The following is a 24,068-nucleotide window of genomic DNA, read 5'->3' as shown; positions in this document are numbered from 1 at the left end:
TTCAGCCCCGCATCAGCGGCAGCGCCGGGGTGAAGGCCCGGGTCCCGGCGACGTCACAGGTCGGCGCGACCGGCTTGAACCCGGGCACCATCGCCGCGGGCTGCCTGCCGCTTTGCCCGCCGCAGAAAACCTCAACGGCGGCTATCTGAATCCCGAAACAGTTCCGCGGCGCGAGGTGGTGCAGCGCGGACCGGTGCGGCAGGTGCTGCACCCCCCGGCACATGACGACACCAGGGCACTAAGCGATTCCGTGCTGCCGCCCGGCATCAGCCGGATCAGCCCCTTGGTGGATGCTCCACCAGCCGAACCCAGCCGCCGATAAGGCCGAGCATCGCCTCCGGCGGGGCGGGCAGATCCGTCGCTTGCAGCGCCAGCACGCTGAGCGGCCGCCCGGCCACGGTATAGGCCGCCAGCTCCAGCCCCTCGCCGGTGATCGCGGGGTGGCAGACCACCTCCGCACCCTCCGCCTGGTCCTCCGCCTCGGTGAGGAAGTCGCGGATCCGGTCGAGGCCGGGCACCTGGCCCGCGGCTTCATCCAGGAAGGTGGCGATGACATCGTCCGTCTCGGCCAGCGGCACCAGATCGAGCGGCACGCTGCCGCCGGTCTCGGCCGCGACCCGGGCGCGCCAGGCTTCGATGGCCTTGGCCTGGGCGAGGCTTTCGGGCGTTTCCTCCGCCTCGGGCTCCTCCTCCTCGGGCAGCCCGCCGGCGGCGGCGATCTCGTCCCAGATCGCCAGGTTCCAGTCGATCCGCAGCCCGACCAGGACGCCGAAGCCGCTGCGCACCAGATCGTCCGTATCGCCCGGCGGCAGGTCGCGCGGTTCCCGTCCCTCGGCCAGGTCGGTCAGGATGCGGCGCATCGCCAGTGGGGACAGCGCCTCGATATCGGTGGGGGATCGCCAGCCCGGCAGCAGGCGCAGCTGCTCCGACGGCGCCAGCCCGCCGGATGCGATCAGCCCTTCCGCGATTGCCGACGCATCCGGGGCGGTGCTGGACAGCGCCACCGGCAGCGCAATCAGTTCCGCCCAGCCGGAGGGTCCGAGCTCGGCGCCACCGGCGATGGCCAGCAGGTCGGCGCGCAGATCCGCGGCGTTCTCGGCGCTGTGCCGATCCTCCATCTTGCGCAAGGCGAGGTCGAGGACGTCGCCGCGGCCGCATTGCAGCAGGTCGTTGACGAGGCCTTCGAATTCGCCGTTCTCGCGATCCGCATAGACGACCAGCAAATCCTCCGCCACCGGGCCGGGCGCGGCTGGAAACTCCGGTGCGGGCGCGGCGGGCGGCGCCGGCAGGCCGAGCGCGCGCCAGGCATCGGCCCCGCGCAGCAGGCGTTCCCGGTCCACCCAGGCGCGACGCAGCTCCGGCGTTTCCGCACGGCCGGCGAGCGCGCGGCGAAAGGCGCCGCGATCGGCGCGCTGGACGAAGATGTCCACGCCTTCCTCCGCCATCACCGCCGCCACCGCGCGGGTGACGGCGTTGGCGGTGGCGAGGTCCGTCTCGCCCGGGCGCAGCGTGTCCAGTGTCTCGGCATCGGGGTAGAGCGTCAGCAGCACGGAGGACAGATCCTCCGCCACTTCCCGCGCCAGCCAGGCGGCATCTTCCACCAGGCCCTGATCCGGCGTGCTCATGCGTGCAGCCCCGGCGCTTCCTGGCCGGTTCGCGCGACATATTCGGTGTAGCCGCCGCCATAGAGGTGCACGCCATCCGGTGTCAGTTCCAGCACGCGGTTGGAAAGCGCGGCGAGGAAGTGCCGGTCATGCGAGACGAACAGCATCGTGCCCTCATATTGCGACAAGGCGGTGATCAGCATTTCCTTGGTCGCGATATCCAGATGGTTGGTGGGTTCATCCAGCACAAGCAGGTTGGGCGGGTCGAACAGCATGCGCGCCATCACCAGCCGCGCCTTCTCTCCGCCTGACAGCACGCGGCACTTCTTTTCCACCTCATCGCCGGAAAAGCCGAAGCAACCGGCGAGGGAACGAAGCTGGCCCTGGCTGGCGCGGGGGAACTCATCCTCCAGCGCCTGGAACACGGTGCGGTCGCCATCCAGCAATTCCATGGCGTGCTGCGCGAAATAGCCCAGCTTCACGCTGCCGCCGACCGCGACGCTGCCTTCATCCGGCGTGGTGGAACCGGTGGCCAGCTTCAGCAGGGTGGATTTGCCGGCGCCGTTCACGCCGAGCACGCAGCAGCGTTCGCGCCGCCGCAGCAGGAAATCCAGCCCCTCATAGATCACGCGGTTGCCGTAGCGCTTGTGCACGCCGCGCATCTGCACGACGTCATCGCCGGAGCGCGGCGCCGGCAGGAATTCGAAGGACACGGTCTGGCGCCGCTTCGGCGGTTCCACACGCTCGATCTTGTCGAGCTTCTTCACCCGGCTCTGCACCTGCGCGGCGTGGGAGGCGCGGGCCTTGAAGCGCTCGATGAATTTGATCTCCTTGGCCAGCATCGCCTGCTGGCGCTCGAACTGCGCCTGCTGCTGCTTTTCCGCCATGGCGCGCTGCTGTTCGTAGAATTCGTAATTGCCGGAATAGCTGGTCAGAGACCCGCCATCGATCTCGATCACCTTGTTGATGATGCGGTTCATGAATTCGCGGTCGTGCGAGGTCATCAGCAACGCGCCGTCATAGCCGCGCAGGAAACTCTCCAGCCAGATCAGGCTTTCGAGATCCAGGTGGTTCGAAGGCTCGTCCAGCAGCATCACGTCCGGACGCATCAGCAGGATGCGGGCGAGTGCCACGCGCATCTTCCAGCCGCCGGACAGCGCGCCGACATCGCCGTCCATCATTTCCTCGCTGAAGGACAGGCCGGCCAGAACCTCCCGCGCCTTGCCGTCCAGCGCATAGCCGCCGAGGTCGTCGAAGCGCGCCTGCACCTCGCCGAACCGCTCGATGATGGACTCCAGCTCATCGGCCTTGTCCGGGTCTGCCATGGCGGCTTCCAGCTCGCGCAGCTCGGCGGCCACGGTGCTGACATCGCCGGCGCCGTCCATCACCTCCGCCACCGCGCTGCGGCCGGCCATCTCGCCGACATCCTGGCTGAAGAAGCCGATGGAGACGCCGCGATCGACCAGGACCAGCCCCTCATCGGGCGGCTCCTGGCCGGTGATCATGCGGAACAGCGTGGTCTTGCCGGCGCCGTTCGGGCCAACCAGGCCGATCTTCTCACCGCGCTGGAGCGCGGCCGAGGCCTCGATGAACAGAAGCTGGAGGCCGTTCTGCTTGCTGATATTGTCTAGACGAATCATGGATGCTGCGGGCTTGGTGCGGTTTCGCCCGGCTTATGGCACGCCCGGACCGTCGGCGGCGAGCACCGCCAGCGCTTCCTCCGCCACCACCCGCTCCTCATCCGTGCGGATGACCAGCGCGGCGACGCGGCTGGATTCGGTGCTGATACGCGCGGCATTGGCCCCGTTCGCGGCCGGGTCCAGCGTCAGGCCAAGCCAGGCCAGGCGCTGACACACCGCCGCCCGGATGCGCGGCTGGTTCTCGCCGATGCCGGCGGTGAAGACCAGCGCATCCAGCCCGCCCAGCGTCGCCGCCAGCCGCGCCACCTCGCCGGCAATGCGGAAGGTGAACAGCTCGATCGCCTCCCGCGCCTCGGGCGCCGGGCTGTCCAGCAGCACGCGGCTATCGGCGCTGATGCCGGAGACGCCAAGCAACCCGCTGCGATGATACAGCAGGTCTTCCACCTGCCCCAGGCTCTGCCCGCCCGGCCCCAGCAGATGCAGCAGCACCCCCGCATCCAGCGCGCCGCAGCGCGTCGCCATCGGAATGCCGTCCAGCGTGGAGAAACCCATGCTGCTGTCCCGGCTGCGCCCGCCCTCCAGCGCACACAGGCTGGCCCCGCTGCCGAGATGCGCCACCACCACCTTCCCCCGCGCAAGCGCCGGCACATCGCGGGCCAGGCTGGCGGCGATGGAGGCATAGGACAGGCCATGGAAGCCGTAGCGCCTGATGCCCGCCTCATGCAGCGCGCGCGGGATGGCGAAGCGGCTGACCAGTTCGGATTGCGTGCGGTGGAAGGCTGTGTCGAAGGACGCGGTCTGCACCACCTCCGGCCGCAGCGCCGCGACGGCGCGGATCAGGCGCAGGCTTTGCGGCTGGTGCAGTGGGGCATTCGGTGTCAGCGCCTCGATCGTGGCGAGGGCTGCGTCATCCAGCCGCACCGGCCCGGCAAAGCCCGCCCCGCCATGCACCACGCGATGGCCGATGGCGACCAGGCGATCGATCTCGAAATGCCGCGCCAGCCAGTCGAAGGTCTCCGCCACCACGGCCACCGCATCCTCCGGCGGCGCATGCAGGGCGATGTCCAGCTCGGCCGGGCCTTCATGCAGCTGCAGCCGCAGCGGCGGCTTGCGGAAATCGATCAGCCCGCTGGCCAGCCGCACCGCATCCGCCGTGAAGATGCCGATCTTGACCGAGGAGGACCCGGCATTCAGCGTCAGCAACAGCTTCTGGGTCATGCGGTGGCCACCAGCTTCGCCAGGGCGGCGGAGGCGATGCGCGTCGCCAGCGAATCCGCCCGGCTGGTCAGGATGATCGGCACCCGCGCGCCCAGCACCAGCCCAGCCGCCGTGGCGCCGGCCAGGTAGATCAGCTGCTTCGCCAGCATGTTCCCCGCCTCCAGATCCGGCACCAGCAGGATATCCGCCTGCCCCGCGACCGGGGAGACGATGCCCTTGCTCTGCGCCGCATCCGGGCTGATCGCATTGTCGAAGGCCAGCGGCCCATCCACCCGCGCCCCGGTGATCTGCCCGCGGGATGCCATCACCGTCAGCGCCGCGGCATCGAGGGTGGAGGGCATGGCGGGGTTCACCGTCTCCACCGCCGCCAGCACGGCGACAAGCGGCTGCTCCATGCCGAGCTTGCGCAGCATGTCGATGGCGTTCTGGCAGATGTCCCGCTTGTGTTCGAGCGTCGGCAGGATGTTGATGGCGGCGTCCGTGATCAGCAGCGGCTTGGCATAGGCCGGCACCTCCATCGCATAGACATGGCTGACCCGCCGTTCCGTCCGCAGGCCGGACTCGCGCGCCACCACGGCGCCGATCAGCTCGTCGCTGTGCAGACTGCCCTTGGCGAGCACCGCGACGCGGCCGCTCGCCGCCAGTTCCACCGCCCGCGCGGCGGCGGCATGGCTGTGCGGGGCGTGCTCGATGGTGAAGCCATCCAGCGAGACCTTCGCCTCCGCCGCCGCGGCGTGGATCCTGGCTTCCGGCCCGACCAGGATGGGCTCCAGCAGCCCCTGCTGCCGCACCTCGACGGCCGCGAGGATGGCGGCGGCGGAACAGGGATGCACGATGGCGGCGCGCAGCGGAGGACCGGCCTGGGCGCGCTGCAGGAAGGCATCGTAGCGGTCATGCCGGCGCAGCGAGACATCCGGCAGGCGCGTGCGCGGCCAGGCGATGCTGCGGTCCGGCGCCAGCACCAGCGCCTCCCCCGCCAGAACCTCCTCCCCCTTCTGGTTGGTGCAGCTGGTGGCCAGCCGCACCATGCGGCGTTCGGCCAGCTTCTCCCGCACCGTCACGGTGGCCGTGATGGTGTCCCCCGGCGCCACCGGCTTCAGGAAGCGCAGCGACTGATCGAGGTAGATGGTGCCCGGCCCCGGCAGATGGGTGCCGAGCACGGCGGAGATCAGCGCCGCCGTCCACATGCCATGCGCCACGATATGGCCGAAGCGCCCGGTGGCGGCGAAGGCGGCATCCAGATGCGCCGGGTTCACATCGCCGGAGACACTGGCAAACAGCTCGATGTCATCACGACCGACGATGCGGACGAGGCTGGCGCTTTCGCCCGGCTGCATCTCCTCGAAGGTCCGGTTGCGAAGCAATTCCTGATCCATGACCTTCACCCCGGACGGCATCACGCGCCTGTGTGCCCCTAGCGCCCCATTTGCCCCGCTGCGTTGCGGCAGATCAAGGTTGTGGAAGATGACAGAACGCTACCCCTGCCCGGCGACTTCCGCAGGAAAGGGGATTGACCATGTCGAACCGTCACGCCGCCGCCGCCGAGAAGCCCAGCTCAGCGAGCCAGCCGCTCAACCCGCTCGACTGGCCGCAGCCAGGCCTGGATGCGCCGGTGAAGCTTTATGGGGAGATGATGCGCTTCATGGCGCAACGCATGCAGGCCCAGGCCGCCTTTCTCCAGAGTCTGGCCGATTGCCCGAACCCGACGGATCTGATGCAGCGCCAGGCCGCTTTCATGCAGGGCGCGCTGGAGGCCTATTCCACTGAGGCCGGGCGGTCCTGGAAGATCCTGCAGGAGCCGGCCAAGACGTCCCAGCCGACTTCCTGACCAGGCAGGCCGACAAGCGGCGCGGGCGCGGCGCCGATGCCGCGCCCGTTACCGCGCCACGCTTGAAGAGGTGACCCGCGCCATCCATCTACCATCCACCTGGATGGCGTATGGATGGCATGAGCGAAACACAACGGCCCCTGCGGCCGGCCGGCGATAGCGAGAAGATCACCGTCAATCTCGGCTACATCGATCTCGGCCATATCGACCTGCTGGTGCAGGACGGCTTCTACTCCAACCGCACCGACTTCATCCGCACCGCCATCCGCAACCAGGTTGAGCGCCATGCGGAGGCCGCACAACAATCCGTGCGCCGGCGCAGCCTGGATCTCGGCCTGCGCCACATCACGCGTCGCGATCTGGAAGCCGCGCAGGCGGAAGGCCGGATGCTGGATATCCGCGTGCTCGGCCTGGCCAGCATCGCCGCCGACGTCACGCCGGAACTTGCGCGCGCCACCATCGCTACCGTCTCCGTCCTCGGCGCGTTGCAGGCCAGCCCCGCCATTCGTGCGGCGCTGGCCGACCGCATCGCATGACCCTTCTCTCCCCGGAAGAAACTGATCCCATGTATCGCATGATGCCAACCGGCATGGCCGAGGCCATGAAGCTGACCCGCCAGGGACGGCTGAAGGAAGCCGCCGCCCTGTTGCAAGGCGCGCTGAACGCCCCGGCGCAGCCGCAACACGGCCCCTCGGCGCAGTCGCGCCCGGGCCCCACGGCGCAGCCGCGCCCAGACCTCTCGGCGCAGCCGCGCCCAGACCCAACGGCGCAGCCCCATGCCGCCGCGCGCGGCCGGATCTTTGATGTGGACCCGGATGGCACCACGCATTTTCCCGGCCTGAAGAGCCACGGCCTGAAGAGCCCAGGACTCAAGACCCCCGGCCTGAAGACGCCCGGCTTCAGAACCCGTGGCCCACGCCCTGTCGGGCCGGCCACGCCCGCCGGCGCCCGGTTCCTGTCCGGTGGCTTCAGCGGTGCGGCCGGTGAGCGAAAGTATCGCCTGTACATCCCCGCCAACCTGCCCGCCGGCCCGGTGCCGCTGCTGGTCATGTTGCATGGCTGCACCCAGACGCCGGAGGATTTCGCCTCCGGCACCCGGATGAACGCCCTGGCGGAGGAAACGCCGCGGCTGGTGCTGTATCCCGGCCAGACCAAGGCGGCGAATGCGCAGCGCTGCTGGAACTGGTTCAAGCCCGGCGACCAGGCGCGGGACCGCGGCGAGCCTGCGCTGATCGCCGGCATGGTGCGCCAGATCATGGATGAGCACGCGGTGGATGCGCGGCGCATCCACGCCGCCGGCCTGTCCGCCGGTGGCGCCGCGGCCGCCATCATGGGTGAGGCCTACCCGGACATCTTCGCCGCGGTCGGCGTGCATTCCGGCCTGGCCTGCGGCGCGGCCCGCGACATGCCCTCCGCCTTCGCCGCGATGAAGGGCGGTGGCCCGGTGCGGACGCCGGCGGGGCGCCCGGTGCCGACCATCGTCTTCCACGCGGACCGCGATGCCACCGTGCATCCGGTGAATGGCGACCAGGTGATCGCCCGTGCCGCCGCCGCCGGGCTTCGCACCAGCACCACGCGCGGCGAGGTGCCGGGCGGCCATGGCTACACCCGCATCTGCCAGGCGGATGCGGGGGGGCGGGTGTTGCTGGAGCAATGGCTGGTGCATGGCGGCGGCCATGCCTGGGCCGGCGGAGATACCGCCGGCAGCTATACGGACCCGCGCGGGCCCGATGCCTCCCGCGCCATGCTGCAGTTCTTCGCGCAGCACAGCCTGGAGGGCTGACCGTCAGGCCGCCTTCCCTGCATCCAGGAAGGCGAAACCTGCGCGGCCGCCATTCCGGTTGCGAAGCTCCACCGTCCGTGGCGGTTGGCCCGGCAGATGCAGCGTGCCGCGCGTGCCGGGTGCCACCTCCAGCTCCCCCAGAACGCCGACACCACCGGGGCCGACATCGTGCATCTCCACCGTCAGCCGCTGCCGCCCGATCTCCAGCACCGCCTGCCCGGATTGCGCGGTGCGAGGATGGTTGCGGCGATCCACCTCCGGCACCGCGGTGCGCAGGATGCCGACCACCTGGCGCGTCAGGCCTTCCGCCTCCGCCGCCAGGGCCGAGGTTTCCAGCCGGCTGCGACCGGCGCGTTCGCCGGCGTCGCGGGCATCGGCCGAGACCTGGCCGATGCGCTGCGTCACCTCCCGCGTCGCCTCGGTGGAGGAGGCGATGCTGCGGGCAATCTCCCGCGTCGCGCTGTCCTGCTGGCCGACCGCATCCGCCAGCCCCGCGGCCAGCGCGTCCAGCCGCGCCACGGATTGGGCGATGCGCTGCACCGTCGCCACCGCCGCAGCGGTGCGCTGGCTGACGGCGGCGATATGCTGGCCGATCTCCTCCGTCGCCTTCGCGGTCTGCGCGGCGAGCCCCTTCACCTCCCCGGCCACCACGGCGAAGCCCTTGCCGGCATCGCCGGCGCGTGCGGCCTCGATGGTCGCGTTCAGCGCCAGCAGATTGGTCTTGCCCGCGATGTCCTGGATCAGCCGCGTCACATCGCCGATCTGGCCGACGGCGGCGGATAGTGCGACGATCACCGTCTCCGTCTCCGTGCTGTCGGCCGCCGTGGCGCGGCTGACCTCCGCGGCCTCGCGCACCTGCTGGGTGATGCCGCGGATCGACGCGGTCAGTTCCTCCGCCGCCGAGGCCACCGTCTCCGCCACCGCGAGTGATTCCTCCGCCGCGCTGCCGACCGCGCCGGCATTCTGATCGACCCGCGCGACGGCGCCGGCCATCGCTTCCGATTCCGCCGCCAGCCTGCGCGCCTGGCGCGCGATGCCATCCATCGCCGCCACCGTCTCGCTCTCCACCCGGTCCGCCATGCCGCGCAGCGCGGCGACCTGGGTTGTGCGGGCGGCGCTGCGCTCGGCATCCTGTTCGGTGCGCAGGCGGCGGGCTTCCTGGCCCTGGGTGCGGAACACCTCCACCGATTCCGCCATGCGGCCAACCTCGTCGCGGCGGCCCAATCCGGGAACCTGCGCGTCGAGGTCGCCATCGGCCATGCGGAGCATGACGCCCGACAGCGCCCGCAACGGCGCGATGGCCCGCATCGACCAGAAGGCGATGCCGGCGCCGAGCAGCAGCCCGGCCCCCAGCAGCCCCAGCATCAGAAGCTGGAAGCCCTCCGCCACGTCGCGCGCCTGGCGGGCGATGAGCTGGTTCTTTTCCTCCTGCAGATCGATGAACTGGTTGATGCGCGCCAGCCATTCGATGAAGGCCGGGCGCGCCTGTTCCAGCAACAGGCTGTGCGCCCGCGCCGCCTCCCCGGCCTGCTGGGCCGCGACCACCTGGGCGACCAGCGGCATGGTCCGCGCCTCCGTCTGTTTGATCGAGGCGAGGATGCGCTGTTCGGCCGCCGTGACCTCCGCGCCGCCGGTCATCATCGCGTCCAGCCGCGTGGCGCTGGCGGCATAATCCGCGGCCAGCCGGTCGATATCAGCCAGGGCGGCGGCGCGTTCGGCCGGCACGGTCACCAGCACCACGTCGCGCAGGCTGATCGCGCGGTCATGCACGCTGCCACGGAAGTTGATGGCGAAGCGCTGCTTGACGCTGTTGATGTCGTTGATCGCGGTGAGGCTGGCGCTGATGCCATTCACCCGCTGCACCGCCACCGCGGCCAGCACGATCATGAGGGTAAGCACCGCGATGAAGCCGGCGATCAGGCGCGCGCGGATACCGCCGATCGCGGAGGCGGCTGGGGCGGATGTGGGCATGGGGGCTGAGAGTCTCCGGGTTGGTCCCGTGATGACATTAAGTTGTTTTAGCTAATCACCTGTGAAGCGGATGTGACCCTGGCAACGTCATCAGCGCTTGGAACAAAACCAGAATATGATACAGTGCGAGTCCCCTGAAAGGTGGATGATCATGGCTGCTCGCAAGCCGAGGCAGGTGCGACCTGTCGATGCGGCGCTGACCCGGCTGCTGGCGCTTGCCGGCAAGGGCGCAGCGCCCGGCCGCATGGCCCGTGAAGTGGAGACGATCGCCGGCGAATGGACCGCCACCGCGGCCTTCGACCGGATGGAGGTTCGCGAGTGGCTGGATGAGCTGCGCGAGCAACTCAGCGAAGGCGTCGGGCATGCCGAGGAGCAGGTCTCCGACCTCGATTCGAGCGAACCGGCCGCCGTGAAGCAGGCCGGCGCCATGCTGGCCGCGCTGGTGGCAACCCGGGATGCCGCGACGCGGGCGATCAGCGCCTTTCAGGCCTCCGCTCCGGAATATGTGAACGCCGGGTGAATCGGCGTGGTTCCGTTTCGCGCGCCTTGAAAAACGTATCGTACCGCGGCCGAATCTCGCCAGCCTGGATGATGTACCAGGTGTATTCATGCGGATAATGTACCGAAGCCCAGGCAAAGCGCGCCGCTCAGCAAACCGCCGGTTGCCGGCGGTGACACACGGTGCGGATGGCGGCGCGGGATCGGCGCAAGACACGCGCACGCCGTCTCCGATTCGAGATCGCAACCTTGAGTAGACGCGTCCGCACCGCTCGGCTTAGGGTCCGCGCCATGCAGCCAACCCCCCCCTCGAAGCGCCGGAAGCGCCTGCTACGGTCAGCGCTGCTGATCGGTGCGGTGGTCCTGATCGCCGCAGCCAGCCTGGGCGGCGGAGACGTGGTGCGCGCGGCCTTCGAACCGGCGGTACGGGTGCAGCCCTACGACCCGTTGCCGCGCTGGTAGCCCGCCACCGCGCGCTGCAACTGGCAGTGGCATTGGGCGGCTGCGTTCCGGTCTTCGCCGGGACCGCGGGCCTGGTGCTGGGGCCACAGATGGCCAGTGGCGGCGCCTTTGCCGCCGCGCCCTGGGATGCGGCGCTAGACAGCCATTTTCGCTACCTTTCGGGCCTGCTGCTCGGCATCGGTCTGGGCTTCTGGAGCACGATTCCCGCGCTTCCGGCGCGGACGGCGCGATTCCGGCTGCTGACCGCCATCGTCGTGCTGGGCGGCCTGGCCCGGCTGGCGGCGCTGCCCGGCCAGGGCTGGCCTGGCGGGCCGATGACGGCGGCTCTGGTGATGGAACTGGTCGTCACCCCGCTGCTGTGTCTGTGGCAGGGGCGGGTCGCGCACGAAGCGGAACGCAACACAAGGCCGCAACCCGCCGCCTGACTCGTGGCCCGGCACGGTGCTATCATGCGCCGGTGAACATCCTCGCCCCCCCGCGTGCTCGCCTGCAGATCGAGGTCGTCTTCGATCTGGTCTGCCCCTGGTGCTTCCTCGGGACGCGCCGGCTGCGGCGCACCCTGCGGGCGCGGCCGGACATTGCCGCCGATATCGCCTGGCGCCCCTTCCTGCTGAACCCGGACATCGCCCCCGGCGGCGTGCCGCGGCAGGACTACGTGATCCGCAAATTCGGCGGCGAGGACCGCGCCCGCCGCCTGCACGCCACCATCGCCGAGCTCGGCCGCGGCGAGGGGCTGGATTTCCAGTTCGACCGCATCCGCCGCATCCCCCCTTCACTCGACGCGCACCGCCTGGTGCGGCTGGCAGACCGGCATGGCGTGGCGGCGGATGCGGTGGATGCGCTGTTCCAGGCCTATTTCTGCGAGGGCCTGGACATCGGCGAATTGTCCGTGCTGGTCACCATCGCCGCCGACCTCGGCATGGATGCCGGCGCCACGCGCCGCCTGCTGTCCGGCAATGCGGAGACGGAGGCGGTGCACGCGGACAACCTCCGCGCCCATCGCCTCGGCATCAACGGCGTGCCCTGCTTCGTGGTGCAGGGGCGGCATGCCATCGCCGGGGCGCAGGAGCCGGAGGTGATCGAGCGGCTGCTGGATGTGGCGGTGGTGGAGGGCTGAGGCCTCCTTCCGCCCCGGCATCGCCGAGGCAGGAAGGATTTGGCCCGCGCCATTTTCCGGTGCATGCTGAAGGCCTCGCGAGGGGAGCGCAGCCGATGTCCGGCTCCTGGGCTACGCCACGGACCACCGCGCAATGGGATGAGCATCTCAAGCGGCTCTGCGGGATGTTCGGCTGTGTGCCGGTCAAGGCGAAGTCCCCTGTTGTTCCCGCCGCCGAGGCGATCGCCCATCTCCGGTTCTTCGCCTATCCCGACGCCGCGGAGCTGCAGAAGCTGGAAAAGGGCGTGGGCAGCGGGCAATGCGTCGCGCTGATCCAGACCTACGTCCCGGAAATTTCACAGACCGCCAGCTGGCAGATGGGTCCGCGCGTGCAGGACATGCCCGCAAAGGACATTCCGAAGGGCGCGGTGATCGCCACATTCTGGAACGGCGCCTATCCGAAGGATCGCGCACGCGGCAAGCACGCCGCTTTCTACATCGGCCATGACAAGGCGGGCATCAGGGTTGTGGACCAGTGGCTCGGCACGTCGCCGAAGGAGGCGAAGGTCATCCGCGGCGGCGCCGGCTTGATCCGCTTCAAGGGAATCACCATCCCCAAGGATCAGTCAGGCGCCTCGCCGGAAATGGGCAACACCGGCGAGTACTATCATCTCGTCCTGGATAAGCGCTGAAACCGGCTCAGCGCTTCCACCTTCCGGGGAACGGAATCGGCTTGGTCGAGGCCCCCTTCGGCGCCGGTGGCACATTGCCGGCGCGGAACACGGTCTTCTTGAAGGCGGGCGCGCCCTTGGCGGCCGGCTTGGCCGGCGCGGAGGGCTGGGGCGGCGGGGCGCTGGCCTTGGGCACGCGGCCCTGCGCGACCTCGGCCAAGGCGCTCAGCAATTCCCGCGCGGCGCGGATGCGAGCCTCGTAGGGCATCTCCTGCGCCCAGGTCAGCTTCTGGTCCGGCCGCAGGCGCGCGGCGCCATGCTGGCCCGTCACCCATTCGATCAGCCCGGGCGGGTTCGGGAAGCGATTGCCGCGGAAGGCGAGCACGATGCCCTTCGGCCCGACATCCAGCTTCTCCACCCCCACCTGGCGGCACAGCGCCTTGAGCCACACCACCTGCAGCAGCGTCTCGGCCTCCGGCGGCAGCTTGCCGAAACGGTCCGCCAGCTCGGCCGCCATCGCCTCGATCTCGGCTTCGGTCTGCAGGCTGCCGATGCGGCGATACAGGCCGAGGCGCACGGGAAGGTCGCGCACATAGGCCTCCGGCAGCATCACCGGCAGGCCGAGGTTGATCTGCGGCGTCCAGTCCCGGTCCTCCAGCGCGTCGCGATCCTTCGCGCCCGCCTTCAGGTTCTGCACCGCATCCTCCAGCATCTGCTGGTACAGCTCGATGCCGACCTCCCGGATATGACCGGATTGCTCGTCGCCCAGCAGGTTGCCGGCGCCGCGGATATCCAGGTCGTGGCTCGCCAGGGTGAAGCCGGCGCCGAGATTGTCCAGCGTCTGCATCACCTCCAGCCGTTTCTCCGCGGCCGCGGACAGCCGGTGCGACTGCGGCCAGGTGAGATAGGCATAGCCGCGCAGCTTGCCGCGCCCGACCCGGCCGCGCAGCTGGTACAGCCCGGCCAGGCCGAACATGTCCGCGCGGTGGATCAGCAGCGTGTTCACCGCCGGCATATCCAACCCGCTCTCGACGATATTGGTGGACAGCAGGATGTCGTATTTCTGGTCGCCGAACTCCGTCATCACCCGCTCAAGCTCGGTCGGTGCGAGGCGGCCATGCGCCTCGACGATGCGGGCTTCGGGCACGATCTCCGTCAGGCGTTCGCGCAGCCGGGGCAGATCCTCCAGCCGCGGGCAGACGCAGAAGATCTGTCCGCCGCGGAAGCGCTCGCGCAGGATCGCCTCGCGGATCACCACGCTGTCCCAGGGCGTGATGAAGGTGCGGACGGCCAGGCGGTCCACCGGCGGCGTCGCGATCACGCTCATCTCGCGCACGCCGGTCAACGCCAGTTGCAGCGTGCGCGGGATGGGCGTGGCGGTCAGCGTCAGCACATGCACATCGGCCTTGAACTGCTTGAGGCGTTCCTTGTGCGCGACGCCGAAATGCTGCTCCTCATCGACGATGACCATGCCGAGATCGGCGAATTCGATGGATTTCGCCAGCAGCGCATGGGTGCCGACGACGATGTTGATGGTGCCGTCCTTCACCCCATCCCGCACCGCCTGCGCGTCCTTCGCATTCACCATGCGGGAGAGTTGCGCCACCTTGATCGGCAGCCCCTCGAAACGCGTGGAGAAGACGCGGAAATGCTGGCGGGCGAGCAGCGTGGTGGGCACCACCACCGCCACCTGGGTGCCAGACATCGCCACTGCGAAGGCGGCACGCAGCGCCACTTCGGTCTTGCCGAAGCCGACATCGCCGCAGATCAGCCGGTCCATCGGCCGGCCGGCGGCCAGATCCTCCAGCACATCGGCGATGGCGCGCTGCTGGTCTTCCGTTTCCGCGAAGGGGAAGCGGGCGCAGAACTCGTCCCAGGCGCCCTCGGGCGGAATGGCGGCGGGGGCGTCGCGGGTCTGGCGTTCGGCGGCGATGCGGATCAGCGCCGCCGCCATGTCCTGGATGCGGTTTTTCGCTTTCGCCTTGCGCGCCTGCCAGGTGGAACCGCCGAGCTTGTCCAGCGCCGCACCCGCGACCTCGGAGCCGAAGCGGGACAGGACCTCGATGTTCTCGACGGGCAGGAACAGCTTATCGCCGCCGTCGTAGATCAGCCGCAGGCATTCATGCGGCGCCTCGCTGATGCGGATGGTCTCCAGCCCGTCATAGCGGCCGATGCCGTGATCCTGGTGCACCACCAGGTCGCCCTGGGCGATTTCCGTCGCATCGGCAATGAACTGGTCGGCGCGCTTGCGGCGGCGTGGCGGGCGGGCGATGCGCTCGCCCAGCAGATCCTGCTCGCAGACCAGCGCCAGCCCGTCGCTGTGCCTGTCCGACGGCGCGACGAAGCCGCGCTCGATGCCGACGATGGCGAGTGCCACCGTGCCCAGCCTCAGCTTCTGGACATCGAGGAAATGGTCGACCGGCTCGGCCGGCACATTGTGCTCGCGCAGCAGATTGCCGAGGCGCTCGCGCGATCCGCGCGTCCAGGCGGCCAGCACCGGGCGCATGTTGCGCTTCGCCAGCGCGGCCGCGTGTTCGCCATAGGCCTCGAAGACGTTGCGGCCCTCGGCGCGCACATCGTTGAACATGCGGCCGAGTCGCCCACCGGCATCGATGCCCGCCGCGTGTTCCGGCTGGTCGAAGGGGGAGAAGCGGAAGACCCGCGCCTCCTCCAGCATGTCGATCCAGCCATCATGGTCGATGTAGAGGCGATCCGGCGGGGCGGGGCGGTAGGGCACCTCGCCCTCCCGCGTCGGCATGCGCCGCGCCTCATAATGGTCCACCACCATTTCCAGCCGGGCGCCGAGCGCGTCTTCCGTCTGGTGGTCGAGGGAGACGGAAACCCCCTCCCCCAGATGGTCGATCAGGGTTTCCATATGTTCATGGAACAGCCCGGCCCAATGCTCCATGCCCGGATGGCGGCGGCCGGCAGAGATGCTGACGTAGAGCGGGTCCTCCCCCGCCGCGGCGCCGAATAATTCGCGGTAGCCGGAGCGGAAGCGGCTGATCGAGGCCGGGTCGAGGAACACCTCGCCCACCGGGCGCAGCACCAGCGCATCCACCTTGGCGCCGCTGCGCTGGGTGGCGGTGTCGAAGGCCCGAAGATCGTCGATCTCGTCGCCGAAGAAATCGAGCCGCACCGGCTCGGCATGGCCGGAGGGGAACAGGTCCACAATGCCGCCCCGCACCGCATATTCGCCGTGCTCCATGACGGAGCCGGTGCGGTGGTAGCCATTGGCTTCCAGGAAGGCCGTCAACGCCTCCGGCTTCACCCGCCCGCCGCGCTTCAGCGCCAGCGTGGCGCCCAGGAAGGAGGCGCGGGGCGGGACCTTCTGGACCAGGGCGTTGATGGTGGTCAGCAGGATGCGCGGCGCCTGGCTGGGCTCGGCCAGGCGCGTCAGCGTGGCGACGCGTTCGGAAACGATCTCGGGGTTGGGCGAAACGCGGTCATAGGGCAGGCAGTCCCAGGCCGGGAAGCGCAGCACCTCGACATGCGGAGCGAAGAAGCCCAGCGCCTCCGCCATCCGGGCCATGCGGGCATCGTCACGGCAGACATGCAGCACCGGGCCGGTCGATTCGGCACGTCGGCGGGCCAGCAGCAGCGCATCGAAGCCTTCCGGCGCGCCATGGACCGTGAGGATGTTCATCGCAGGTGCGGCGGCAGCCCGGCGCCGGATTCGTTGCACTCCACCAGCATGCGGGACAGCAGGGGGCTCGCCACCTCGTCCGGGATCGGGCGGCGCTGCATCAGCCAGTCGGCCAGATCGACATCCGGCAGTTCCAGGATCTGTTCCAGCTCGTCCAGCTCGGCCTCGGTGAAGGCGGCGATGTGGCGGGCGACGAAGGCGCCAACCATGAGGTCGGTTTCCTTGGTGCCGCGGTGCCAGGCGCGGAAATTCAGCCGTCGACGACGCGGGTCGAGTTCGGGGGCGGGATCAGGATCGGTCAGCTTGAGGGTCTCGTCGATCTGGGGGATGTCGGGCTACTCACCCAGCACGTCATATAGGGGGCTATGGGAATCCTGTCAGCAAGCGGTCCAGAGAATGCGCCGGACTATGTGACGCCCTTGCTGGCGCCGCTGGATGGGCTGCCGGGCGTGGGCCGCACGCTGGCCGCCCTGCTGGCCGAGGCCGCCGGTGGGCCGCGCGTGCTGGACCTGCTGCTGCATCTGCCGGAACGGGTGGTGATCCGCCGCCGCGCCGCCACGCCGGCGGAGGCGCCGCTGGACCAGGATTGCGTGCTGGCCGTGACCGCCACCGCCCACCGCGCCGCCCGGTCCGGCCGCAGCCAGCGCAGCTATGTGGAGGTGCGGGCCGAGTCGGGTGGGCAGCCTTTGGTGCTGCGCTTCATGAATGGCCGCCTGCCCTGGATCCTGAAGCTGCTGCCGCCGGGGGAACCGCGCTTCCTGGCCGGGCGCGTGCAGACGGAAGGCGCCAACGGCTTCGCCATGATGAACCCCATGGTGGCGGAGCAGGAATCGGCCCTGCCGCTGGTGGAGCCGGTCTGGCCGATGGTGCGCGGCCTGACCGGCAAGCGCATCGCCAATGCCATGGACCAGGCCCTCGCTTTGCTGCCCGAATTGCCGGAATGGGCCGATGCCCCGCTGGTGGCGCAGGAAGCCTGGCCGGGCTTCGCCGCCGCCATCCGCACCCTGCAACGCCCCACCGGGCCGATCCCCGCTTTGCCCCGCCGCCGCCTGGCCTATGACGAGTTGCTGGCGCATCAGGTCGCCGTCGCCCTGGTGCGCCAGCGGCAGCGGGACCGGCCCGGCCGCGCGATGGCGGGCACGGGGGTGCTGGCCGCAAAGGCACTCGCCGCCTTCGGCCACACCCCCACCGAAGGCCAGGCCCAGGCGCTGGCCGAGATCGCAAAGGACATGGCCAGCCCGCGCCGGATGCTGCGGCTGGTGCAGGGCGATGTGGGGTCCGGCAAGACACTGGTGGCCGTGCTGGCCATGCTCCAGGCGGTGGAATCCGGCGCCCAGGGCGCGCTGATGGCGCCGACCGAGCTGCTGGCGCGCCAGCATCTGCGAACCCTGGAGAAACTCTGCATCCCGGCCGGCGTGCAGGTGGAATTGCTGACCGGCAGCGTGAAGGGCGCCGCACGCAAGCGGGTGCTGCGCGGGCTGGCCGATGGCATGGTGCAGATCGTCGTCGGCACCCATGCCCTGTTCCAGGAGGCGGTGGTGTTCCGCAACCTCGGGCTTTCGGTGGTGGATGAACAGCACCGCTTCGGCATCGGCCAACGCCTGATGCTGGCCCGGAAGGGCCAGGACGCGGACATGCTGGTGATGACCGCCACCCCAATCCCGCGCACCCTGCTGCTGACGCAATGGGGCGAGATGGCCGTCTCCCGCCTCGAGGGCAAACCCGCCGGCCGGCAGCCGATCGCCACCCGCATCGTCAGCCAGGACCGGCTGCCGGAGGTGATCGACCGTCTCGGCGAGGCGATCGCGCGCGGCGAGCGCGCCTATTGGGTGGTGCGCGCCATCTCCGGCGGCGAACGCGACGATTCGGTAGCGGCGGAGGACCGTTTCGCCGAACTCGCCGCCCGCTTCCCCGGCAAGGTCGGCATGGCGCATGGCATGCAGGATCTGGCGGTGCGGGAGGCGGCGCTGGCCGATTTCGCCGCCGGCACCACCCAGCTTCTGGTGGCGACCACGGTCATCGAGGTCGGCGTGGATGTGCCGGATGCCACCATCATGCTGATCGAGCAGGCGGAACGCTTCGGCCTGGCCGCGCTGCACCAGCTGCGCGGCCGGGTCGGGCGCGGGGCCAAGCCATCTTCCTGCCTGCTGGTGCACTCCCCCGCTTTGGGGGAGGCCGAGAAGCGCCGCCTGCTGGTGCTGCGGGATACCGAGGACGGGTTTCGCATCGCCGAGGAAGATTTGTTCAACCGGGGCGGCGGCCAGGCGCTCGGTGCGCGGCAGTCCGGCCTGCCCGGCGCCCGGCTGCTGGACCCGAAGGAGGAGGCGGAGGAGATCGCCCGCCTCACCCACCTCGCCCACCAGGACGCGGCCCTGCTGCTGCATCGCGACCCACCGCTGGAAACCCCGCGCGGGCGGGCGGCGCTCGGCCTGCTGGCGCTGTTCGGGCATGACACGACTTTGGCGGCGCTGGATGCGGGTTGAGGTTGGGGGGTTGCATCCCTCCCCCCGCGTCCTTAATCGCGGCGCTGTGTAATCCGGGGGGTGCCGGCTTTGACTGCGCTGATCGAGATCGAGCGCCTGACCAAGCGCTTCGGGGCCTTCACGGCCGTGGATGACGTGACCTTCTCCGTCGCCAAGGGCGAGGTGCTGGGCTTTCTCGGCCCGAATGGCGCCGGCAAATCCACCACCATGCGGATGCTGGCCGGCTTCATGACGCCCACCTCCGGCACCGCCCGCATCTGCGGGGAGGATGTGGTGGACCGCCCGGTGGCGGCGAAGCGCCACCTTGGCTTCCTGCCCGAAGGCGCGCCCACCTACCCGGAGATGACCGTCACCGGCTTCCTCCAGTTCTGCGGCCGCGCGCGGGGCTTCCACGGGTCGGCACTCGGCGACAGGGTCGCCCACGCCATGTCCCTCACGCAGTTGGAAGGCGTCCGCCTCCAGCCGGTGGAGACGTTATCAAAAGGCTTCAAGCGCCGGGTCGGCCTGGCCGCCGCCCTGCTGCACGACCCCGCCGTGCTGGTGCTGGACGAGCCGACCGATGGCCTGGACCCGAACCAGAAGCACGAGGTCCGCAACCTGATCCGCGCCATGGCGCCGGAAAAGGCGATCGTCATCTCCACCCACATCCTTGAGGAAGTCGCCGCCGTCTGCACCCGCGCCGTGGTCATCGCGCGTGGCCGCGTGGTGGCGGATGCAACCCCGGCGGAACTCGCCGCGAAGGGACCGACCATGGACGCCGTCTTCCGCGCCCTCACCCTCCCCGCCGAAGTGGAGGCCGCGTGATGGGTGGCATGGTCACTGTCTTCCGCCGCGAATTGGCGGGCTATTTCGCCACCCCCGTCGCCTATGTGTTCATCGTCATCTTCCTGGTGATGGCCGGCGCGCTGACCTTCACGCTGGGCAATTTCTTCGCCCGCGGGCAGGCCGATCTGCAGCCCTTCTTCACCTTCGTGCCCTGGCTGTTCCTGTTCCTGGTGCCCGCGCTGACCATGCGCCTGTGGGCGGAGGAACGCCGCCTCGGCACCATCGAGCTGCTGCTGACCCTGCCGCTGGCGCAGTGGGAGGCGGTGGTTGGCAAGTTCCTGGCCGCCTGGGCGTTTTGCGCCATCGCCCTGGTCCTGACCTTCCCGCTGGTCATCACGGTGAACATCCTCGGCAACCCGGATAACGGGGTGATCCTGACCGGCTATCTCGGATGCCTGATGGTGGCCGGCGCCTTCCTGGCCGTGGGTGCCGCAATCTCCGCATTGACGAAAAACCAGGTCATCGCTTTCGTCCTCGCGGTGGCCGCATGCTTCTTCCTGACGGCGGCCGGCAGCCCGGTGGTGACGGAGTTCCTGTCCCAGCGCGTGCCGCAACTGGCCGATATCGCGCGGTCCATCAGCATCACGGAACGTCTGGGCGGCTTCACCCGGGGCGTGATCTCGGCCCGGGATGTCGTGTTCTTCGCCTCCTTCATGGCCTTCTTCCTGTTCGCGAACACCATCGCGATCGACCAGCGGAAGGCGGATTGAGCCCCATGAGCACCACCACCCTTCCCCCCGCGAAGCGCCAGGGCAAGCGCGGCTTCTCGGCCCTTCTGGCGCTGGCTCTCGCCGCCGTGCTGCTGGTCGGCGTGAACATGCTGGCCGACCGGCTGCTGTCCCGCGCCCGCATCGATTTGACGCAGAACCGCCTCTACACCCTGTCGGACGGCACGCGTCAGGTGCTGCAGGGGCTGGCGGACCCGGTCACCTTCCGCGTCTTCTATTCCCGCCGCCTCGGCGCCGCGATTCCGCTCTATGGCGCCTATGCCGAGCGGGTGCGGGCGATGCTGGAGGAATACGCCGCCGTATCCGATGGCAAGATCCGCCTGGAATTCTACGACCCCGAGCCGTTCAGTGAGACCGAGGACCGCGCCATGGCGCTCGGCATCCAGGGCGTGCCGGTGGATCAATCCGGCGAGCAGGTCTATTTCGGCCTCGCGGGCGTCAATCTGCTGGATGATGAGCGGACCATCCCCTTCTTCCAGCCGGATCGCGAGCGCTTCCTGGAATACGACCTGACCCGCATGGTGTGGGAGCTTTCCAATCCCACCCGCCCGGTGCTGGGGGTGATTTCCTCCCTGCCGCTGAATGGCGACCCGCGGGCGATGATGATGCGCCAGCCGGGCGTCGGGCAGCCCTTCGTGGTGATGAACCAGATCCGCAACTTCTACACGGTGCGGGATGTCGCGATCGACGCGCAGGTGATCGAGCCGGACGTGCAGGTGCTGCTGGTGGCGCATGCGCAGAACCTGTCGGACGCCACGCTGTACGCCATCGACCAGTTCGTGATGCGCGGCGGGCGGCTGATTGCGCTGACGGACCCGCATAGCGAAAGCCAGGTCTCCCGCCCCTCCCCGGGCCAGCCGCCGGCACGCGATACCGCCTCCTCCCTGTCCCGGCTGCTGGAGCCCTGGGGCATCGAGGCGCCTTCGGACAAGGTGGTGCTGGACCTGCGCGGCGCCTGGCGCGTCCGCGCCGATCCGCGGGACCGGGTGCAGGCGGTGGATTACGCCGCCTGGTTCAACGTGCCGACCGAGGGGCTGAACCGCACCGAGGTCGCCACCGCCGAGTTGCAGCAGGTCACCGTCGCCTCCGCCGGCGAGGTGCGCCGGCGCGAGGGCGCCTCGGTGGAATTCACCCCGCTGATCACCAGCAGCACGCGTTCCATGCTGGTCGATGCGGCGGCGGTGCGGACCGACCCGAGCCCGTCCCGCCTGCTGGCGGAGTTCCGCCCGGATGACACCATCCGCACCATCGTCGCCCGCGTGCGCGGCCCGCTGAACAGCGCCTTCGAGGCGGCACCCCCGCCGCCCGAAGGCGCCGAACGGCCGGCGGACTTCCCCGCACATCGCCCGCGCACCGAGGGCCCGGCCAACCTGATCGTCGGCAATGACGCGGATATCCTGGAGGACCGCTTCTGGGTCCGCACCCAGGATTTCTTCGGCCAGCAGGTGGCCACGCCGATCAGCGACAATGGCGCCCTGCTGATCAACCTCGCCGACAGCATGGCGGGCGGCGAGGCGCTGGTTTCGCTGCGCTCCCGCGGTGAATCGCTGCGCCCCTTCGCCATGGTGGACGACATCCGCCGGGACGCCGAGGCGCAGTTCCGCCAGACGGAGCGCGGCCTGACGGAACGCCTGGAAGCCACCGAGCGCCGCCTGCGCGAACTCCGCCAGGGTGGCGGCCAGGGCGCCCAGGCGAATGCCGTGATCACGCCCGAGCAGCGCGCCGAGATCGACGCGGCGCGTGCCGAGATCGTCCGCACCCGCGGCCAGCTTCGCCAGGTTCAGCTGGAGCTGCGGCGGGATATCGAGCGGCTGGAGACCTGGCTGCGGCTGGTGAACATCGCCCTGGTCCCGGCGCTGCTGACACTGTTCGCGATTGGTCTTGGCCTGATGCGGAACCGGCGTCGCGCGGGGGCACGGGCATGAGAAATCATTTTGCGGGAGCACGGGCATGAAGCGTCGCACGCTGCTCATCCTCGGCGGCGCCGCGGCGGTGGCCGTGGGGGGCGCCATCCTGCTGACGCCGGACCGCGCCAGCCCGCCACCATCCTCCGCCAGCGACCTCGCCTTCCCGAACCTGGCGCCACGCCTGGCCAATGCCGCGGCGATCGAGGTGCAGCGCCATGACGGCACGCTGCAGGTCCGCCGCGTCGGCGAGGCCTGGGTCTTGCCGGCCAAGGCGGATTACCCGGTCCGGCCGGAACGGGTGCGCGAATTGCTGGTCGGCCTGACCGAGCTGCGCCTGACGGAGCCGCGCACCGCCAATCCGGAAATGCTGGACCGCCTCGGCCTTGATGACCCGGCGCGCCCGGCCGCCACATCCTCCCTGCTCCGCGTGCTGGATGCGCAGGGTGGCGCGATTGCGGAGCTGGTGGTCGGCCGGCGCCGCATGCGGGTGCAGGGCAATGTGCCGGAATCGGTTTATGTCCGCCGCCCGGGCGAAACCCAGGCCTGGCTCGCCGAGGGTCGCCTGCCGCTGGATTCGGACCCGAATCTCTGGATCGACCGCGACCTGGCGAACATCCCGCGTGACCGGGTGCGCGGCGCCAACATCCACCGGCCGGGCGCGGCACCGCTGATCCTGCGTCGCGGCACGGATACGGATGCGCCGCTGGCCGTGCTGGAACCCACGGAGACGCCGGAGCTGGACGAGATCAGCCTGGACGAGGTGGCGCGCGGCTTCGAATTCCTCACCTTCCTTGATGTCCGCCGCGCCGCCGAAATTCCCGGCGAGCGCATCGGCGAGGGCCGCTTCGAGCTGACCGACAACCTCCGCATCACCGTTGTCGCGCATAAGGATGGGGAGACGCTGTGGGCGACCCTGTCGGCCGAGGGCGATGCGGAGGCCGATCGGCTGAACGCCCGGTGGCAGGGCTGGGCCTACCAGCTCGGCCAGTGGAAGGAGAGGTCCTTCGTGCCGCGGCTGGAGGATCTGCGGAAGCAGGACGCCAACGCCCCCGCCGCCGCCGAGGCGCCCGCCGCGTCGGAGACCGCCCCGGAAGGCGCACCGGAATCGCTCGTCACGCCGCAGTAGATGTCCGCGACGACCAACCCGCGCGAATACCCGGCCCGTCCCTGGGTCGGCATCGGCGTGGTGCTGCTGCGCGGCGAGGAGGTGCTGCTGATCCGCCGCGGCCGCGCGCCTCGCCTTGGCGAATGGTCGCTGCCCGGCGGCGGCCAGCGCCTGGGCGAGACGGCAGAGGATTGCGCCCGCCGCGAATTGCTGGAGGAAGCGGGCGTGGAAGCCGGGCCGCTGCGCCTGCTCGCGGTGGTCGATGCCATCACGCCCGGGGAGGCCGGGCGCGGCCCGCGCTTCCACTACACCATCATCGATTTCGCCGGCGCCTGGCTGTCCGGCACCGCCCGCCCCGGTGGCGACGTGACGGAGGTCGCCTGGGCCGGGCTGGATGCGCTGGAGCCCTTCGGCCTGTGGCCGGAAGCGCTGCGCGTCATCGCCCTGGCCCGGCAGCAGGCCTAGATGTTTGGTCCCAGGCTTTGATGGTGCATTCTTGTCGCCTGGATGGAGGGATGCGCTATGGGCCAAGTTCTCCATGGGAGCGCCACCACGACAGAGGCGGTCCGTCGAGCGATACAGCATAGTCAAGCGAGCCTGAGG

General features: G+C 69.9%; 22 protein-coding genes. 14 read left to right on the top strand and 8 right to left on the bottom strand.

The window, feature by feature from the left end; genetic code table 11:
* Position 1: 1 nt before the first annotated feature.
* From Q8S40_RS11590 to Q8S40_RS11570, 5 genes are all read right to left on the bottom strand, one after another.
* Entirely contained in the window at positions 2–211 is a 210-nt protein-coding gene (locus tag Q8S40_RS11590) for a hypothetical protein (RefSeq protein WP_305670525.1), read from the bottom strand.
* 64 nt (positions 212–275) lie between these two features.
* Complete coding sequence (locus Q8S40_RS11585; protein WP_305670524.1) at positions 276–1,625, bottom strand: hypothetical protein; 1,350 nt, start codon at positions 1,623–1,625, stop codon at positions 276–278.
* Positions 1,622–3,244, bottom strand: coding sequence for an ABC-F family ATP-binding cassette domain-containing protein (locus tag Q8S40_RS11580; RefSeq protein ID WP_305670523.1), 1,623 nt, complete (start codon positions 3,242–3,244; stop codon positions 1,622–1,624). Before Q8S40_RS11580 ends, Q8S40_RS11585 begins: the two co-directional genes overlap by 4 nt.
* A gap of 33 nt (positions 3,245–3,277) precedes the next feature.
* Positions 3,278–4,462: an acetate/propionate family kinase gene (locus Q8S40_RS11575; RefSeq protein ID WP_305670522.1), complete on the bottom strand. Its 1,185-nt coding sequence runs from the start codon at positions 4,460–4,462 to the stop codon at positions 3,278–3,280.
* Positions 4,459–5,838 carry a bifunctional enoyl-CoA hydratase/phosphate acetyltransferase gene (locus tag Q8S40_RS11570; protein ID WP_305670521.1) on the bottom strand — a complete coding sequence of 460 codons (1,380 nt, stop codon included), beginning with the start codon at positions 5,836–5,838 and terminating at the stop codon, positions 4,459–4,461. Before Q8S40_RS11570 ends, Q8S40_RS11575 begins: the two co-directional genes overlap by 4 nt.
* 140 nt (positions 5,839–5,978) lie before the next feature.
* Here Q8S40_RS11570 and Q8S40_RS11565 point away from each other — a divergent pair, with 140 nt between their 5' ends.
* From Q8S40_RS11565 to Q8S40_RS11555, 3 genes are all read left to right on the top strand, one after another.
* Positions 5,979–6,290, top strand: a complete 312-nt coding sequence (locus Q8S40_RS11565; RefSeq protein ID WP_305670520.1) for a phasin family protein — start codon at positions 5,979–5,981, stop codon at positions 6,288–6,290.
* Between the two features lie 119 nt (positions 6,291–6,409).
* Complete coding sequence (locus Q8S40_RS11560; RefSeq protein WP_305670519.1) at positions 6,410–6,826, top strand: CopG family transcriptional regulator; 417 nt, start codon at positions 6,410–6,412, stop codon at positions 6,824–6,826.
* A gap of 53 nt (positions 6,827–6,879) precedes the next feature.
* Complete coding sequence (locus Q8S40_RS11555; RefSeq protein ID WP_305670518.1) at positions 6,880–8,073, top strand: PHB depolymerase family esterase; 1,194 nt, start codon at positions 6,880–6,882, stop codon at positions 8,071–8,073.
* Positions 8,074–8,076: 3 nt separating this feature from the next.
* Here the strand turns inward: Q8S40_RS11555 and Q8S40_RS11550 are convergent, their stop codons facing one another.
* Positions 8,077–10,044 carry a methyl-accepting chemotaxis protein gene (locus Q8S40_RS11550; RefSeq protein WP_305670517.1) on the bottom strand — a complete coding sequence of 656 codons (1,968 nt, stop codon included), beginning with the start codon at positions 10,042–10,044 and terminating at the stop codon, positions 8,077–8,079.
* 151 nt (positions 10,045–10,195) lie between these two features.
* On the opposite strand from Q8S40_RS11550, the gene Q8S40_RS11545 reads away from it, so the two are divergent.
* From Q8S40_RS11545 to Q8S40_RS11525, 5 genes are all read left to right on the top strand, one after another.
* Positions 10,196–10,564, top strand: coding sequence for a hypothetical protein (locus tag Q8S40_RS11545; protein WP_304814299.1), 369 nt, complete (start codon positions 10,196–10,198; stop codon positions 10,562–10,564).
* A gap of 269 nt (positions 10,565–10,833) precedes the next feature.
* Positions 10,834–11,004, top strand: coding sequence for a hypothetical protein (locus Q8S40_RS11540; RefSeq protein WP_305670516.1), 171 nt, complete (start codon positions 10,834–10,836; stop codon positions 11,002–11,004).
* 26 nt (positions 11,005–11,030) lie between these two features.
* Positions 11,031–11,429, top strand: coding sequence for a DUF4345 domain-containing protein (locus Q8S40_RS11535; RefSeq protein WP_305670515.1), 399 nt, complete (start codon positions 11,031–11,033; stop codon positions 11,427–11,429).
* Between the two features lie 32 nt (positions 11,430–11,461).
* On the top strand, positions 11,462–12,121 hold the full coding sequence (locus tag Q8S40_RS11530; RefSeq protein ID WP_304814302.1) for a DsbA family oxidoreductase: 660 nt from the start codon (positions 11,462–11,464) through the stop codon (positions 12,119–12,121).
* A 95-nt stretch (positions 12,122–12,216) separates the two neighbouring features.
* On the top strand, positions 12,217–12,792 hold the full coding sequence (locus Q8S40_RS11525; protein WP_305670514.1) for a BPSL0067 family protein: 576 nt from the start codon (positions 12,217–12,219) through the stop codon (positions 12,790–12,792).
* A 7-nt stretch (positions 12,793–12,799) separates the two neighbouring features.
* Here Q8S40_RS11525 and mfd read toward each other — a convergent pair whose 3' ends face one another.
* Both mfd and Q8S40_RS11515 read right to left on the bottom strand, forming a co-directional pair.
* Complete coding sequence (gene mfd / locus Q8S40_RS11520) at positions 12,800–16,417, bottom strand: transcription-repair coupling factor (protein ID WP_305670513.1); 3,618 nt, start codon at positions 16,415–16,417, stop codon at positions 12,800–12,802.
* Entirely contained in the window at positions 16,414–16,671 is a 258-nt protein-coding gene (locus Q8S40_RS11515) for a succinate dehydrogenase assembly factor 2 (RefSeq protein ID WP_371136829.1), read from the bottom strand. Before Q8S40_RS11515 ends, mfd begins: the two co-directional genes overlap by 4 nt.
* A gap of 156 nt (positions 16,672–16,827) precedes the next feature.
* On the opposite strand from Q8S40_RS11515, the gene recG reads away from it, so the two are divergent.
* The 6 genes from recG (at position 16,828) to Q8S40_RS11485 (ending at position 23,930) form a co-directional block, all read left to right on the top strand.
* Positions 16,828–18,900, top strand: coding sequence for an ATP-dependent DNA helicase RecG (gene recG / locus Q8S40_RS11510; RefSeq protein ID WP_371136828.1), 2,073 nt, complete (start codon positions 16,828–16,830; stop codon positions 18,898–18,900).
* A gap of 69 nt (positions 18,901–18,969) precedes the next feature.
* Positions 18,970–19,704, top strand: a complete 735-nt coding sequence (locus tag Q8S40_RS11505) for an ABC transporter ATP-binding protein (protein ID WP_305670511.1) — start codon at positions 18,970–18,972, stop codon at positions 19,702–19,704.
* Entirely contained in the window at positions 19,704–20,435 is a 732-nt protein-coding gene (locus Q8S40_RS11500) for an ABC transporter permease subunit (RefSeq protein ID WP_305670510.1), read from the top strand. The genes Q8S40_RS11505 and Q8S40_RS11500 overlap by 1 nt, the downstream gene beginning before the upstream one ends.
* Positions 20,436–20,440: 5 nt before the next feature.
* Complete coding sequence (locus Q8S40_RS11495) at positions 20,441–22,378, top strand: GldG family protein (RefSeq protein ID WP_305670509.1); 1,938 nt, start codon at positions 20,441–20,443, stop codon at positions 22,376–22,378.
* 25 nt (positions 22,379–22,403) lie between these two features.
* Entirely contained in the window at positions 22,404–23,486 is a 1,083-nt protein-coding gene (locus tag Q8S40_RS11490; protein ID WP_305670508.1) for a DUF4340 domain-containing protein, read from the top strand.
* Positions 23,487–23,930: an NUDIX hydrolase gene (locus tag Q8S40_RS11485; RefSeq protein WP_305670507.1), complete on the top strand. Its 444-nt coding sequence runs from the start codon at positions 23,487–23,489 to the stop codon at positions 23,928–23,930.
* The last annotated feature ends 138 nt before the right edge of the window (positions 23,931–24,068 follow it).

It is taken from the genome of Falsiroseomonas sp. (genome assembly GCF_030695085.1).
GTDB lineage: Bacteria > Pseudomonadota > Alphaproteobacteria > Acetobacterales > Acetobacteraceae > Falsiroseomonas.
This window is presented reverse-complemented; position numbering and strand designations above follow the sequence as displayed.

What these genes read in the sequence shown, in the direction of transcription:
- Q8S40_RS11585 (WP_305670524.1), bottom strand. Translation starts at nt 1,625, where the DNA reads ATGAGCACGCCGGATCAGGGCCTGGTGGAAGATGCCGCCTGGCTGGCG.
- Q8S40_RS11580 (WP_305670523.1), bottom strand. Translation starts at nt 3,244, where the DNA reads ATGATTCGTCTAGACAATATCAGCAAGCAGAACGGCCTCCAGCTTCTG.
- Q8S40_RS11575 (WP_305670522.1), bottom strand. Translation starts at nt 4,462, where the DNA reads ATGACCCAGAAGCTGTTGCTGACGCTGAATGCCGGGTCCTCCTCGGTC.
- Q8S40_RS11570 (WP_305670521.1), bottom strand. Translation starts at nt 5,838, where the DNA reads ATGGATCAGGAATTGCTTCGCAACCGGACCTTCGAGGAGATGCAGCCG.
- Q8S40_RS11565 (WP_305670520.1), top strand. Translation starts at nt 5,979, where the DNA reads ATGTCGAACCGTCACGCCGCCGCCGCCGAGAAGCCCAGCTCAGCGAGC.
- Q8S40_RS11560 (WP_305670519.1), top strand. Translation starts at nt 6,410, where the DNA reads ATGAGCGAAACACAACGGCCCCTGCGGCCGGCCGGCGATAGCGAGAAG.
- Q8S40_RS11555 (WP_305670518.1), top strand. Translation starts at nt 6,880, where the DNA reads ATGGCCGAGGCCATGAAGCTGACCCGCCAGGGACGGCTGAAGGAAGCC.
- Q8S40_RS11550 (WP_305670517.1), bottom strand. Translation starts at nt 10,044, where the DNA reads ATGCCCACATCCGCCCCAGCCGCCTCCGCGATCGGCGGTATCCGCGCG.
- Q8S40_RS11545 (WP_304814299.1), top strand. Translation starts at nt 10,196, where the DNA reads ATGGCTGCTCGCAAGCCGAGGCAGGTGCGACCTGTCGATGCGGCGCTG.
- Q8S40_RS11540 (WP_305670516.1), top strand. Translation starts at nt 10,834, where the DNA reads ATGCAGCCAACCCCCCCCTCGAAGCGCCGGAAGCGCCTGCTACGGTCA.
- Q8S40_RS11525 (WP_305670514.1), top strand. Translation starts at nt 12,217, where the DNA reads ATGTCCGGCTCCTGGGCTACGCCACGGACCACCGCGCAATGGGATGAG.
- mfd (WP_305670513.1), bottom strand. Translation starts at nt 16,417, where the DNA reads ATGAACATCCTCACGGTCCATGGCGCGCCGGAAGGCTTCGATGCGCTG.
- Q8S40_RS11500 (WP_305670510.1), top strand. Translation starts at nt 19,704, where the DNA reads ATGGGTGGCATGGTCACTGTCTTCCGCCGCGAATTGGCGGGCTATTTC.
- Q8S40_RS11495 (WP_305670509.1), top strand. Translation starts at nt 20,441, where the DNA reads ATGAGCACCACCACCCTTCCCCCCGCGAAGCGCCAGGGCAAGCGCGGC.
- Q8S40_RS11490 (WP_305670508.1), top strand. Translation starts at nt 22,404, where the DNA reads ATGAAGCGTCGCACGCTGCTCATCCTCGGCGGCGCCGCGGCGGTGGCC.
- Q8S40_RS11485 (WP_305670507.1), top strand. Translation starts at nt 23,487, where the DNA reads ATGTCCGCGACGACCAACCCGCGCGAATACCCGGCCCGTCCCTGGGTC.